Origin of the sequence: Xanthomonas campestris pv. asclepiadis (genome assembly GCF_020784175.1) — a bacterium.
GTDB classification, from domain to species: domain Bacteria; phylum Pseudomonadota; class Gammaproteobacteria; order Xanthomonadales; family Xanthomonadaceae; genus Xanthomonas; species Xanthomonas campestris_D.
In genome coordinates, this window is sequence record NZ_JAJGQM010000015.1 from 75,448 (window position 1) to 89,364 (window position 13,917).

Below are 13,917 nucleotides of genomic sequence, written 5' to 3' on the forward strand. Positions count from 1 at the left end.
TGCTCTGCCGCACGACAGGCGATCGCGACGTTAGGCTATTCTGCGCGTTCTGCGCAAACCCTCGCTGTCGACGGAAATCACGTGCCCCATTGGATCACCCACCCCTCCGAGCTGAGCGAACGCCTGCAGGCATCGCGTCCGTCCCGCATTGGCCTGGATACCGAATTCATTCGCGAACGCACCTACTGGCCGCAACTGGCGCTGGTGCAGATGGCCATCGGCGAGGAGATCCTGTTGATCGACCCGCTGATCCCGGGCATGAACGAGGCGCTCAGGGAATGGTTGACCGCCACCGACATCGTCAAGGTGATGCATAGCGCCAGCGAGGACCTGGTCACCTTCAAGTGTGCGTGCGGGGTGTTGCCGCGGCCATTGTTCGACACCCAGATCGCCGCCGCGCTGGCGGGTGTGGGCGGCGGCATGGGCTATCAGAAACTGGTGCAGGAAGTGACCGGCACCTTGCTGAGCAAGGGCGAGACCCGCTCGGACTGGATGCGCCGCCCGCTGTCGCCGGCGCAGCTGGAATACGCCGCCGACGATGTGCGTTACCTGTTTGCCATCCACGACGAACTCACCCGTCGCCTGACCGAGCAGGAGCGCCTGGGCTGGCTAGCCGAAGACGCCGAGCGCCTGCTCGCCACGGTGGAGCACGACGACGGCGAGCGCTGGCCACATGTGAGCCTGCGCACCGCGCAGTTCCTGGAGCCTGCGGCGCAGCGTCGCCTGTTGCGCCTGCTGCGCTGGCGCGACCTGCAGGCGCGTCAGAGCGATCGCCCGCGCAGCTGGATCCTGGACAACGAACTGGCCAGCCAGCTGGCGCGGTTTCCGCCGGCCGATCTGGACGCCTTGCTGCGCCAGTTCGACAAGTTCCCCAAGGCGCCGCGCAAGCTCGCCGCCGCCGTGTGGGAAGCGCTCAACACGCCGCTGCCCGACGAGGACCATGCGCCGCTGGCGCAGGCCGCCACCGACGGCAACAAGGCCGTGCTCAAGCGCCTGCAGGATGCAGTGGCCCAGCGCAGCCGCGAGCTGGGATTGCCCGACGGCATCCTGGCCTCGCGCCGGCACCTGGAAACCCTGATCGAGCAACGCAGCTGGCCCGCGCCACTGGGGCAATGGCGCCGCGACGCCCTGGAAGCGCAGCTGACGCCGCTACTGGAAGACGCTGCAGCGCAGTGATGTGACGCAGTGGTCGACAGACCATGCATCCATGCGCCGGTGGCGATGCGGGCAAGGCGCAGGCGGCCGTTCGCCAGCTGCGTCCCCACAGCGCCGGCGGTGGATCAGGCCAGAGATTCGGCCAGCATCCTCGTCCATCGCCGCATCTGCCACTGGACAGCGCGCCGTCGGAATTGGCGCAGTCCATCGGGACGTGGTTGGCCATGAAGCGGTCAGCGTCCGGTCAACGTTGCACGGATGTGTCATCCCGCCTGGCCTGCTGCTGTATCGTTACGGCCGGGGGTCGCAGCTTGCGCAAGCATGTCCGGCGACCTCGCCAGGACACTGCGAACGCGCGACCAGACCCTGTGAAAGGCCTGGTCACGTCATGTGCAGGCACACGCACACGCAACGGCCACCCCCGGGCCACATGCCATAATGACGCGTGCCCATCGGGCAACGTCTCCACCACTTATTCCGAGGCTATACCTCTGTGAGCAATACCACTTCCAAACTGGATTCCATCGCACAAGCCAAAGCCAAGCTGCTGGACGAACTGCAGAAGCTGGAAGAACAGGAAAAGACCGAGCGCGCGAGCGAGGCATCCTCCGCGCATGCCACCATCGTGTCGCTGCTGGAACAGTTTGCCGGCCACTTCAACACCAAGCAGCGCAACGATATTGCCGCTTACCTGGGCACCACCACTGCCCGCAAGGAAGTGGTCAAGAGCGGCCGCAGCGAAGTCAAGCCGAAGTACGAACTGCCGCACACCGGCGAGACCTGGTCCGGCCGCGGCCGCACGCCCAAGGCCTTCGCTGCCTGGGAAGGCTCGGTGTCGTACAAGGAATGGAAGGCCAAGAATCCGGACCTCAAGTTCCCGCTGATCCGCGAGTGATTGCCGCAGGATCGCGCCCCCGGGCAGCGATCCAGGCTGCCGGCCTGTGATTGGCGAATCGCGCGACATGTGGTTAGAATCCAGGCACGTGGGGCGGTAGCTCAGCTGGGAGAGCGTCGCGTTCGCATCGCGAAGGTCGAGGGTTCGATCCCCTTCCGCTCCACCATTGCATCCATCGTAAAGGCCTCGGAAATCACCTGTTTCCGGGGCTTTTCCGTTTGCGGCGCCTGCGTGGGGGAGCGCGTCGGCGCGCTGCAACCCGTGCCAGTCACGGCCATGTCGCCAGGATCACATCGTGCGCGCTAACGTCCGTTTCATCATCACGCCGGACGCAAAGCCATGAGCAACAAGCAGAGCCAGCCCGACAAGGCCGCCGACAAACAGCACGGGGTTTCAGAAAGCCAGCAGGATCGCAAACAGGATGAGGCCGCCAAGCAGCGTCCTGGACAGAAAGACATGCAGATCCATGACGAACAGACCCGCCGCCCCAAGGGCAACGCCGGCCAGGGCGAATGACCTGCCGAGCAGGACGGTTTTGCAGCGCATCAGCGTGACATCGCCGGCGCTGCCCCGCCTTGCCCGATGTGGCAAGATCGGCAACGGATATCATCCGCTGGGGTGGATGAGGTCTGCGCCAACCAACGCGTGCAATGGGCTGCGACACACCCTCGCCACATGCACACCTTCATCGCCTGACGGCGCCTTGCTCCGGTGGTCTTCGTATGCAGATTCCTGACGCGTCCGCGCTGCAACTCTTCCACGCGACGCTGTTGACAGGCGATGCCGCCGTTGCGGCGCAGATGCCGGCCAACGAAGACGAACGCCTGGCTGCACTGCAGGACTACCAGTTGCTGGACACCGCCCCGGAGCCGGTCTACGACGCCTTCACCTCGATCGCGGCGGCGGTCTGCCGTACGCCGATGGCACTGATTTCGCTGATCGACACGCAGCGCCAGTGGTTCAAGTCGAAGCTGGGCATGGCGCCGAGTGAAACCCCGCGCGAACTCTCGTTCTGCGCGCACGCGATCCTCGAACCGGATCAAGTGATGGAAGTGGGCGATACCCAGCTGGATGCGCGCTTCGTGGGGAATGCGCTGGTTACCGGCGAGCCGCAGATACGCTTCTATGCCGGCGCCCCGCTGCTGACCTCCGACGGGATCGCGCTGGGCACGCTGTGCGTGCTGGATCGCACGCCCCGGCGCCTGTCGGTCGCCGAGCGCGACGCACTGCAGGCGCTGGCGAGGCAGGTCGTCGACACCATCGAGTTGCGGCGTGCGGCCAGACTGGTCGAGCTGGATGGGCTGCGCGATGACCTCACCGGCGTGTGGAACCGCGCCGGCCTGGAACATGCGCTGCAGACACTGGCACAGAGCTCGGCCACCGCCGCGACGCCGTCGCTTGCGCTGGCGCTGCTCGACCTGGATGGCTTCAAGCGGCTGAAGTTGCAGGCTGGTGGAGCGGCAGCGGACGCTACGCTGGTCCAGGCTGCCAGGATGATCGAAGCGCAGCTGCCGGAGACCGCCACGGTGGCGCGGTTGAGCCGCGATCAGCTCTGTGTCGCATTGCCGGAGACAGCGGCGACCGAGGCCATGGAGCTGATCGAGTCTGTGCGCAAGGCGATCGAAACGGCCAGCTGGCCAGCCGGCGCACTGACGATCAGCGCAGGGCTGGTCGAGGTGGCAGCCGGTGCCTCGCTCGACAGCAATGCCTTGCTGGCGCGCGCGCGGCACGCCCTGCAGGGCGCGATCGGCAATGGACGCAACCGCGTGCAGCGCTTCGATGGCTGGCATCGGCAGGACTGAGTGGCAGACCATGCCCAGGTCTGACGAGGTCGATGACCAGGGCGCTGCTCGATACGGCCATGCAGCCTCGGGAGGAGTGGTCAATGCCTGTGTCCGGCTGCAGTCGTTGCGGTTCCGAACACGTTGCGCACATATCCGCGCGCGCTTGGTGGCTAATCAAGCGTAGCGAACAGCCACCAGGCGAGTCCGCAGTCGCGTCGTCAGCTGCGCAAGGCCAGGCTCAGGCTGCCAAGGCATCAGTGTTGCCGGCAATTTCGTCCACCTGCAGCACCTGCTCCATCTCCAATAGCACCACGAAACGCTCGCCCACCTTGCCCATGCCGCGCAGCAGGTCGCGGCGGATATGCGTGCCGAATGAGGGCGCCGCTTCGATGTCCTGATCGGCCAGTTCGATCACCGCGTTGACCGCATCGACCAGCACCCCGATCACCTGCGGCCCCTGCGCCTGTTCGGTGGCCAGGATCACGATGCAGCTGCGTTTACTGATCGCGCTGTCGGCACGCCCCAGCCGCGACTGCAGATCCACCACCGGCACCACCGCACCGCGCAGATTGATCACCCCGCGCACGCAGGCCGGCATCGACGGCACCGGCGTGGGTGCGCGGTACTGGATGATTTCGCGAATGCCAAGAATGCTGATCGCGAAGGTTTCGCCATCCAATTGGAAGGTCAGGTACTGGGCCGCCGCATCGGCGTCGCCAGGCATCACATCGGGGGTCTGTGCAGTCATCGATCGGTCTCTCAGAAGCGGGCGAATTGACCTTCGTCCGGGCCCTCGGACATCGCATAGGCCGGTGCCGCGGTGCTGCGCCAGCCGCGCGTACCGGGCACACGTGCCGGGCGTGCGGCAGCCACCGTGCCGCGCTTGGGCGGCGTGCTAGCAGGCCCCTGCCCCCCCAGGCGGAAGAACGCCATGCTCTGCTGCAGCTGCTCGGCCTGCGCGCTCATTTCCTCGGCAGTGGCGGCCAGTTCTTCCGATGCACTGGCGTTCTGCTGGGTGGTCTGGCTCAGCTGCACCACCGCCGAATTGATCTGGCTGACGCCGGAGGACTGCTCTTCGGACGCCGCAGAAATCTCCTGCACCAGGTCCGAGGTGCGCTTGATGCTGGGCACGATGGTGTCGAGCAGACGGCCGGCGCGATCGGCCAGTTCGACGCTGGAACTGGCCACCTCGCCGATCTCCTGCGCGGCCACCTGGCTGCGTTCGGCCAGCTTGCACACCTCGGCGGCCACCACGGCAAAGCCCTTGCCATGTTCGCCGGCGCGCGCCGCTTCGATCGCTGCATTGAGCGCGAGCAGATTGGTCTGATACGCGATGTCGTCGATGATGCCGATCTTCTGCGCGATCTGCTTCATCGCCTGGGTAGTGGCGACCACCGCTTCGCCGCCTTCGATGGTCTCCTTGGCGGCCTGCGTGGCCATGCCATCGGTGATGCGGGCGTTTTCGGTGTTCTGGCTGATCGATGCGGTCATCTGTTCCAGCGAGGCGCTGGTTTCCTCCACACCGGCGGCCTGTTCGCTGGCGGCCTGCGACAACGACTGCGCGGTAGCGCTGACTTCTTCCGACGCGCTGGCCAGGGTTTCGGCACTGGTGTTGACCTCGCCGACCACCTGCGACAGCTTCTGCACCATCGTGCGCATCGCTTCGAGCAGCTGCGCGGTTTCGTCGCGGCCATGCACGTCGATGCGCATGGTCAGGTCGCCTTCTGACAGCCCGTTGGCCACCGCGACTGCGCGGCGGATCGGGCCGGTGACGCTGCGGCTGATCACCACGCCGAGAACCGCGCCGAGCAGCACGCCGCCGCAGATGATGGCCATCAGCAGCTTCGAGCTACGCGCGTGGATGCTGCCGGCTTCGGCATTGGCCGAGGCGGCGCTGCGCTCGCGCAGGCCGCTCAGATCGGTCATCAAGGTATCGACCTCATCCGAGCTGGCACGCACCGCACGCGACAGCTCGGCCAGTTCCGGGTTGGCGTCGCGCAAGGCTTCGCGGTTGGCGGCGTCGATGAAGCGACCGCGCTCTTCCAGGTATTTCTGCCAGGCGCGGTCGAACTGCGCCAGCTTGTTCCTGCCTTCCTCGGTCTGGAAACTGGGCCGCGCGCGTGTCATGTAGTCGACCACCTTGGCGGTGTACTTATCGATGTTCTGCACGTGCGACTGACGCTCTTCGGCGCTGCTGGCCAACAACAGGTTGGCGCGTGCGCGACCGGCGTAGATCAGGTTGATATTGGCCTCTTTCACGTTCGACAGGCCAAGCAGTTCGCGCTGATACAGCGAGGTCGACAGGTCGCTGATCCGACCGGAGTTGGAATAACCCACCCAGCCGATGCATGCGCCGATCGCCGAGACGATCAGGAACGCCACGATCAGCCTGGTTCCGATTCTGAAGTTGCCTAACATTGGGGAGTTCTCTTGAAGGTGGTGCATGCGCGACCTGCGTTGCAGGGTCGCCCGGTGGCCTGGTGCGGGTGCCGCTCACTGTGTGCGGCTTGTCTAACCAATCGCTAATGGCTATCGGCGACGTCAAAACGCGCTTGAGATGAAAACCGCAGCTGAATGCGCATTCACGTCCTTGGATATGTGCTTTTGTGACCGGTCATGCGCTAGCAAGGCCCGGCATTCGGAAAATTCCTACCCCGGATTCGTACCTTGTCCGGGACAGTCCGCAGGGACATCACGATTGCGCGGTTAGGCTTGGCGCATGTCGCCACAACCACTCCCACGCAGCTTCTACGCGCACGATGCCCGCCAGGTCGCGCCGCGATTGCTCAACAAGGTATTGGTCAGCGCAGACGGGCGCCGCGGCCGCATCACCGAGGTCGAGGCGTATCGCGGCAGCGAAGATCCGGCCGCGCATTCGTTTCGCGGCATGACCCCACGTACGCAGGTGATGTTCGGCGCGCCCGGGCATCTGTATGTGTATTTCATCTACGGCATGCATTGGGCGATCAACGCGGTGTGCGGCGGTGCGCCCGGGCATGCGGTGCTGATCCGCGCGCTCGAGCCGCTGGCCGGAATCGCCGCGATGCAGGCCGCGCGCAGCGCCGCCCCGCTCAAGACCTTGACCACCGGCCCCGGTCGCCTGGCCCAGGCATTCGGTGTGAACGCGACGGACAACGGGCTGGATCTGACCGACGCCAGCGCACGCCTATGGATCGAGGATGACGGCCTGCCGCCGCCGTCCGAGCCGCTGGCAACGCCGCGCATCGGCATCCGCAAGGCGAGGGATGCGCCGTGGCGCTGGGTGGTGCCCGATAGCCGTTATCTGTCGCGTCCGCTGCCGCGGACGACTGGCGCGCGCGCAGTGCTGCCAGGCGACTGAGCCAGCCACTGCTCCATCGGCGTCTGCTCGGCGGCGCCCGGCCCACGCTGCAGCAGGCGCAGGGCCTGCTCGGCCTGTTCGTCGCTCAGTTCCTGCAGCGGCTGGAAGCGATCTGCCACCCACACCGCCATTGGCAGGCCATCGAGGGACGCCACACGATTGCCCGGCACGCGCGCGACGCGCTCGCCCGGCAGGACGCTGCCCAACAGATTGCTCGGGTCACTCGCACTCACGCATACCCAGTGTTGCGCCAAGGCTTGCGCACGCACGCGGCGCAGCGCCGCGATTGCATCCGGCAAGGCGAACTGCTCGCCGGACAGCCCGGCGATGAAACGCCCGCCACGGATTTCGCCACGCGCTTCCAGGCGTTGATACATGCGCAGCAACTCGCGCCACGGCGGCAACCATGCCGCCTCACGCTCCAGCAGCCGCCAACAGACGACGCCATAGCGCCGCAACAAGGTGCGCGCCACATGTTCGAGCATGTCCTGATGGCGCTCGCCGGCTTCGGCCAGCGGTAGCTCCGGCAGCGCGCGCACCGGCGCCCAGCGCCCGGCATCGCGAATGCCCAGGGCACTGGCGCGGCGCCGGTGGCGCGACAGCGCCGAGGGCCGCTTGGACGCCGGCACCAGCAGCGCGCGCAGCCCGGCATAACTGTCGCAATGCGCACGCCCGCGCATCACCAGTTCGCTCAGGGCATCTTCCAGCTCGGTGCTCATCAGCCGGGCCGCATCGGCAATCTCGTCGAAGAACAAGGCGCCTTGCTGCTGCAGGACCTCCACCACCCGTTGCGCGCGCGAGCCCAGTGGCGCATCGTCGGCCTCGCGTGCCAGGCCGCTCCAGCGTTGCGCCTCGCGGCGCGGCAACAACACGATCGGCGTGCTGCGCAGCGCGGCACCGCTACGGCCACCGCCGAGCCGCAGCCGCGCCCACACGGTGCGCCCGGCGGTGCACAGCTCGTCCAGCCAGGCCGGTTGATAGTCGCGCACGCGTGCCGGCAGCAGCTCGCTCTCCCATAGCACGGCGGGGGCCTCGAAGCCTTCCAGCTGCCCGACCACGCCGGCCAATGCGTCCGGCCCTGCCACCCGGCTGGCGGCGTCGACGTGCTGCCACTCGAACAGGAACCGCGCGTAATCGCGTTGCGCCACCGGCTCGATCTCGCGGCGCAACCGCCCCAAGGTATAGCGGTGGATGCGCGCCAGCAGATGACGTTCGCACCATTCTTCCGACTGTGCCTGTGGGCTGAAGTGGCCAGCCATGACATAGCCCTCGCGCTGCAGCGCAGCCAGGGCGAGCACGATCTCGGACTCGGGCAGGCGCAATGCGCCCGCCAGGGCCGGCACCTGCGCCGGGCCGACCGCAGACAGGCGCCCGCGCAGCAGCTCGCGCACGGCCCAGTCGCGCTGCCAATCGGCAACGCGGCAATCTGCCGGCGCCTGTAGCGGCGGTTGGACAACGGCGTGCGGATACAGCGGCACAAACCAGTCGACGCGCTCGGCACTGATCCACAGCGCGGGCACCCCATCGAGCGCAAGACAGCTGGCGCGCCCATCGCCTGCAAGTGCAGCCAGCCAGGCGTGCCAGGGCGCATCGTCCGCTTCATCGACCGGAAGCACGCCGAGCCCAACCAATGCTTCGTGCATTTCTTCGGCATCGCGCGGCTGCGGCCAGGCCTGTTCGCGCACCGAGGCGATGGCCTCGGGATCGAGCTGCCCCAGGTCGTCGCTGCTCTGCGGCGTGTAGCGACGGCTCTGCACGGCCTGGGTGCGGCGCTCCTCCAGCGGTGCGTCGTCCAGGAACGCGTACGGCCGCGCATTCAAGGCTTCGGCCGCCAGCGGCGACGGTGCCGCCAGATCGCGCGCCACCAGCGTGATCGCCCCCGACTCCAGCCCGCGCAGCACCTGCAACCAGCCCTCGCTATCCATGGACTGATGCAGGCAGTCTTCTAGCGTCTGCGCCACCAACGGATGATCCGGCACCTCGCGCTCGCCGACCAGATTCTCCGCGCAGGCGACCTGATCGGGGAACACGGTCGCCAGCAGATCCTCCGACTTCATCCGTTGCAGTTGCGGCGCGACCTTGTTGCCACCGGCAAAGCGCAGCAGCGCCATCGCATTGGTCGCATTCCAGCGCCAGCGCACGCCGAACAGCGGCGCATCCAGCAGCGCCTGGATCAACACATGCTCGGCCGACGACGAATGCAGGTAGCGGGCCACCTCCTCCAGCGCAAAACTGTGGCTGGTGGACAGCGACAACACGATCGCATCCTCGGTCGCGGCGGCCTGCAGTTCGAAGTTGAAGGTGCGGCAGAAGCGCTTGCGCAACGCCAGTCCCCAGGCACGATTGATGCGGCTGCCGTACGGCGAGTGGATCACCAGCTGGGTGCCGCCACTGGCATCGAAGAAGCGTTCCATGACCAGACACTGCTGGGTCGGCATCGCGCCCAGGGCCGTGCAGGCATGGGCGAGATAGTCGACCAGCTGGCGTGCCGCTTCCACCGAGAGATCCAGCACGGTGTGCAGCCAGTCGCAGGCCGCCTGATGTGGCGGGCTCTCCAGCCGCAGCGCAATCTCGCCGCGCAGACGTGACACCGCCGCCGACAATTCGTCGCTGCGCCCGGGCGCCTCGCCCAGCCAGAACGGGATATTCGGTGGCGCGCCCTTGGCATCTTCCACGCGCACGCGCCCGGCATCCACGCGCAGGATGCGGTAGCTGGCATTGCCAAGCTGGAACACGTCGCCGGTAAGGCTTTCGACCGCAAAATCCTCGTTCACCGTGCCGATCTTTTCAGCCTGCGGCTCCAGCACCACGCTGTAGTCGCCGGTTTCGGGAATGGTGCCGCCGGAGGTCAGCGCGGTCATGCGTGCGCCACGCCGCGCATGCAGGCGCCGATGCACCGCATCACGATGCAGGTAGCCCGCACGCGGCCCGAGCCGTGTGCTGAAGCCGTCGCACAACATGCGCACCACGCCATCGAAGCTCGCACGGCTCAGCTGCGCGAACGGCCAGGCGCGGCGCACCAAGGCGAACAACGCATCTTCGTCCCAGTCCTCGCACGCGGCCTCGGCCACGATCTGTTGTGCGAGCACATCGATCGGCGCCAGCGGAATGCGCAAGGCGTCCAGCTCACCGCGGCGCACGCTGTCCAGCAGCGCGGCGCATTCGACCAGCTCGTCGCGGGTCTGCGGAAACAGGCGCGCCTTCGGCGTGCCGCCGACCGCATGCCCGGAACGTCCGGCACGCTGCAGGAAGGTGGCGATCGAACGCGGCGACCCGAGCTGGCAGACCAGATCCACATCGCCAATATCCAGGCCGAGTTCCAGCGATGCGGTGGCCACCAGCACGGTAAGGTCGCCGGCCTTGAGTCGCTGCTCGGCCAGCAGACGCGTCTCGCGCGACAGGCTGCCGTGGTGCGCGGCGACGCGCTGCTTGCCGAGCAGATCGCCAAGATGGCGCGCAGCGCGCTCGGCCATGCGTCGGGTGTTGACGAACACCAGCGTGGTTCGATGCTGCTGCGCAAGCCTGGCGACATCGGCATACACCTGCAGCCACTGATCGTTGGACATCACCACGCTCAGCGGCGTCGGCGGCAGGGCCAGCGCCAGATCACGGCTGCGGGTATAGCCGATATCCACGATCTCGCACTGCGGCGGCGGCTGGCCGGCATCGCCCGCGCCGACCAGGAACTGCGCCACGGTCTCGATCGGCTTCTGCGTCGCGGATAAGCCAATGCGGGTGATCGGGCGCTCGGCCAGCCGCTGCAATCGCTCCAGCGTCAGGGTCAGGTGACTGCCGCGTTTGTCCGCCGCCACCGCATGGATTTCATCGACAATGACGGTGCGCACATGCCGCAGCGCGTTGCGTCCGGAGGCAGAGCCCAACAGCACGTACAGGGACTCCGGCGTGGTCACCAGGATATGCGGCGGCGTGCGGCGCGCCTGTGCCCGCTCACGCTGCGGGGTGTCGCCGGTACGCACAGCCGTGCGCACCGCCACGTCCGGCAGACCGCTCGCCACCAGGGCCGTGCGGATGCCCTGTAACGGCGCATCCAGATTGAGGTGGATGTCGTTGGACAGCGCCTTCAGCGGCGAGACGTAGGCCACGCGGGTTTCGTCCGGCAACGCGCCGCCATTGGCCAGGCCATCGCGGATCAATGCATCGATCGCCGCGAAGAACGCCGTCAGCGTCTTGCCCGAGCCGGTCGGCGCGGCCACCAGCGTGTGGCGCCCGGCCTGGATCGCCGGCCACGCGGCAATCTGCGCCGGCGTGGGCGCAGCGAAGGTCTGCGCGAACCACGCAGCCACGACAGGATGGAACTGCTGCAGGACAGGATGCATAGGCGATGCCGCAGGCCGTGTTGCCAAGCCAGGGCAAGCGGCGCGTGGATTCAACAGAGGCGGAAGTTCAATGGATGGGGTTGCGCTACGCCCCGCACAAGCCGACCGCGGGAATGGCGGTGAATGGTTAAATCGAATGACGACCGGCGCGCGACCTCGCCAGCCGCCAACGCAACGCCGCGGCCCGGCGCGACGATTGTCGAGCGGGCGCGTGCCATGGCACATTGACGCCCATGCCCAGCCTTATCCTCTTCATGATTGCCGGCGCCGCGCTGTACGCGTTCTGGAACTCCTCGCGTGCCGCAGCCGAACGTGCCGACATCCTCGGCCGCAATGCCTGTCGCGCAGCCGATGTGCAATGGCTGGACCAGAGCGTGCATTCCACCAATATCCGCATCTGCCGCAAGCCCAATGGCTGGCTGGGCTTCGAGCGGACATTCCGGTTCGAGTATTCGCACGATGGCATCGACCGGCACAGCGGCCGCCTGGTGCTGCGCGGCGATCAGCTGATCGCCTTTACCGGACCACAAGTGGCCACGGTGACACCGCTGAGCCCGGATCATCAGCGCCTGAACTGACCGCGATTCGGTCTACGTGCACGCATGCAGGAACCTGTCCTGCGTGCAGACACCTGACCTGCATGCAGCGCCCGAAGGCAAGCATCCTGCAACGGATCCACAAGGCCGATGCGGTAAATGCAACTGCGTCTTGCGGTGGAATCATGCGGCTGCAGTGCACGCGGGACGCGCATGCCGCGACACCGGACGAACGCGCGGTGCGCGTCCGTCAGTCCAGCTACTTGACCACGCGCAGATGCGGACGCTTGCCGGCACTCGGCGGCTCGTCCGGCGTGGGCGCGCTTGGCGGCGGTGCACCCGGATCGGGCGGTTCGGTGCTGGTACCGGGGATGTCGTCCGGCAAGGCCATGCCCTGCCCGGTCTCGCGTGCATACACCGCCAGGACCGCGGCCATCGGTACCATCACCGGATAACTGACGCCGCCAAAGCGCGCGGTGAACTGCACGCTTTCGTTGTCGACCTGCAGCCCGACCACGGCGCGCTCGGCGATGTTCAGCACCACGCGGCCGTCCTTGACGGCACTGGCAGGCACCTGCACACCGGGCAGCCCGGCGTCCACCAGGACGTGCGGGGTCATGCCGTTGTCGTTGATCCATTCGACCAAGGCCCGCAGCAGGTACGGGCGGTGGCTGGTCATGCGGGGGAAATCTTCGCTCATGACGTCATTTTACCCGCACACGGCCCGCAGCGGCGGCTGCGCGACGGGGCGTCGGTCTGTTGGCATACAGCCGTCGCATCAGCCCGGCAGGTCGCGCAGTTTCTTTTCCTGATCGGTCAGGCTGCGGATGAAGCCGGGATTGCGGAAGATCCGGTTGCCGTAATCTTCGATCGCCTTGCCGTCCTTGGGCAGGCCGATCTCCAACGCGTCCAGTCGCCAGATGATCGGCGCCATCGCGCAATCGGCCAGACTCATTTCCGGATTGAGGAAGAACTTGCTGGCCTTGAACAGCGGCACCGACGCGGTGAGCAGCTCCTTCAGACGCTTGCGACCGGCTTCGGCCTGGGTCTTGTTGCCGAGCTGGATGGCCTGCACCTGCGGCACCCAGTCGTGCTCGATCCGCAGCATCGCCAGGCGCAGGCGCGCGCGCGAGAGCGGATCGACCGGCATCAACGGCGGATGCGGGTAGCGCTCGTCCAGGTATTCGCTGACCACCGATGCGGCGTACAGCACCAGGTCGCGTTCGACCAGGGTCGGGACCGAATGATAGGGATTGAGATCGATTAGATCTTCCGGGGGATTTTGCGGGTCGACCGGCACCAGGTCGTAGGTCACCCCTTTCGCCGCCAGGACCAGACGGACCCGGTGGCACAACACGTCGTCGTTGGACGAAAACAAAGTCAAGGTATTCCGCATACGCACACTCGTCGCCATTCAAGGCTCTCCGACGACCGGAATCCGCCGGCCGCATCGGCGCGGCCGGCCCAACGCCGACCGTCACCACGGCCCTTCGAGTGTGCAATCACGTCACGCAAAAGCCAAGGGTGATAGGGCCTCAAAAACACGAACAAGCCATATTGTCGTGTTCAATGTCGGGCGCATCGCGCAATGACGCGTCATCGGCAGGTGGGTCCGCGGCGGATCTGCGGATCGATGCAGGGCCCTTGCCCGCCCACCGTCGCGGGACACGCCGCAAGTACGTCCTTGTAGGCTCAGGCGCGGCATCCATGCCGCTTCAGGTCCCGCAACGTTGAGCGGGCAAGGACCTGTCGGGATGGTCGGTGTGCATGGTCTTCGGTAAAACAGTCCGCACACTGTCTGGTGCGGTGTCCTCGCCGGTTGCGGGACCGTGTGGCGGCATAGATGCCGCCACCGAGCCCCCAGGGACGG

Annotated in this window: 11 protein-coding genes and 1 tRNA gene; 7 read left to right on the forward strand and 5 right to left on the reverse strand. The window is 66.8% G+C overall.

Going from position 1 to position 13,917, the window contains the following annotated elements; translation table 11 throughout:
* Positions 1-81: 81 nt before the first annotated feature.
* From rnd to LL972_RS09465, 5 genes are all read left to right on the forward strand, one after another.
* A complete protein-coding gene (gene rnd / locus LL972_RS09445) occupies positions 82-1,176 on the forward strand; it encodes a ribonuclease D (RefSeq protein WP_228327372.1) in 1,095 nt (364 codons plus the stop codon).
* Between the two features lie 472 nt (positions 1,177-1,648).
* On the forward strand, positions 1,649-2,050 hold the full coding sequence (locus LL972_RS09450) for an H-NS family nucleoid-associated regulatory protein (protein WP_104596264.1): 402 nt from the start codon (positions 1,649-1,651) through the stop codon (positions 2,048-2,050).
* 90 nt (positions 2,051-2,140) lie between these two features.
* Positions 2,141-2,216 (forward strand) — tRNA-Ala (locus LL972_RS09455).
* 173 nt (positions 2,217-2,389) lie between these two features.
* Positions 2,390-2,566, forward strand: a complete 177-nt coding sequence (locus LL972_RS09460) for a hypothetical protein (RefSeq protein ID WP_228327373.1) — start codon at positions 2,390-2,392, stop codon at positions 2,564-2,566.
* 206 nt (positions 2,567-2,772) lie between these two features.
* Entirely contained in the window at positions 2,773-3,852 is a 1,080-nt protein-coding gene (locus LL972_RS09465; RefSeq protein WP_228327374.1) for a sensor domain-containing diguanylate cyclase, read from the forward strand.
* A 220-nt stretch (positions 3,853-4,072) separates the two neighbouring features.
* Here LL972_RS09465 and LL972_RS09470 read toward each other — a convergent pair whose 3' ends face one another.
* Together LL972_RS09470 and LL972_RS09475 are read right to left on the reverse strand one after the other, a co-directional pair.
* The gene (locus tag LL972_RS09470) at positions 4,073-4,582 is read right to left on the reverse strand and encodes a chemotaxis protein CheW (protein WP_228327375.1); all 510 of its coding nucleotides are present in this window, start codon (positions 4,580-4,582) and stop codon (positions 4,073-4,075) included.
* 11 nt (positions 4,583-4,593) lie between these two features.
* Positions 4,594-6,252: a methyl-accepting chemotaxis protein gene (locus LL972_RS09475; RefSeq protein ID WP_228327376.1), complete on the reverse strand. Its 1,659-nt coding sequence runs from the start codon at positions 6,250-6,252 to the stop codon at positions 4,594-4,596.
* A gap of 301 nt (positions 6,253-6,553) precedes the next feature.
* Here LL972_RS09475 and LL972_RS09480 point away from each other — a divergent pair, with 301 nt between their 5' ends.
* Positions 6,554-7,174, forward strand: a complete 621-nt coding sequence (locus tag LL972_RS09480; RefSeq protein ID WP_228327377.1) for a DNA-3-methyladenine glycosylase — start codon at positions 6,554-6,556, stop codon at positions 7,172-7,174.
* Here LL972_RS09480 and LL972_RS09485 read toward each other — a convergent pair.
* A complete protein-coding gene (locus LL972_RS09485) occupies positions 7,114-11,511 on the reverse strand; it encodes a DEAD/DEAH box helicase (RefSeq protein ID WP_228327378.1) in 4,398 nt (1,465 codons plus the stop codon). The genes LL972_RS09480 and LL972_RS09485 overlap by 61 nt on opposite strands.
* Positions 11,512-11,744: 233 nt before the next feature.
* On the opposite strand from LL972_RS09485, the gene LL972_RS09490 reads away from it, so the two are divergent.
* Positions 11,745-12,089, forward strand: a complete 345-nt coding sequence (locus tag LL972_RS09490; protein WP_104537094.1) for a DUF3301 domain-containing protein — start codon at positions 11,745-11,747, stop codon at positions 12,087-12,089.
* Between the two features lie 217 nt (positions 12,090-12,306).
* Here LL972_RS09490 and LL972_RS09495 read toward each other — a convergent pair whose 3' ends face one another.
* Positions 12,307-12,747: a ClpXP protease specificity-enhancing factor gene (locus tag LL972_RS09495; protein WP_016901612.1), complete on the reverse strand. Its 441-nt coding sequence runs from the start codon at positions 12,745-12,747 to the stop codon at positions 12,307-12,309.
* Positions 12,748-12,825: 78 nt separating this feature from the next.
* Complete coding sequence (locus LL972_RS09500; protein ID WP_024939278.1) at positions 12,826-13,461, reverse strand: glutathione S-transferase N-terminal domain-containing protein; 636 nt, start codon at positions 13,459-13,461, stop codon at positions 12,826-12,828.
* Positions 13,462-13,917 lie beyond the last annotated feature (456 nt).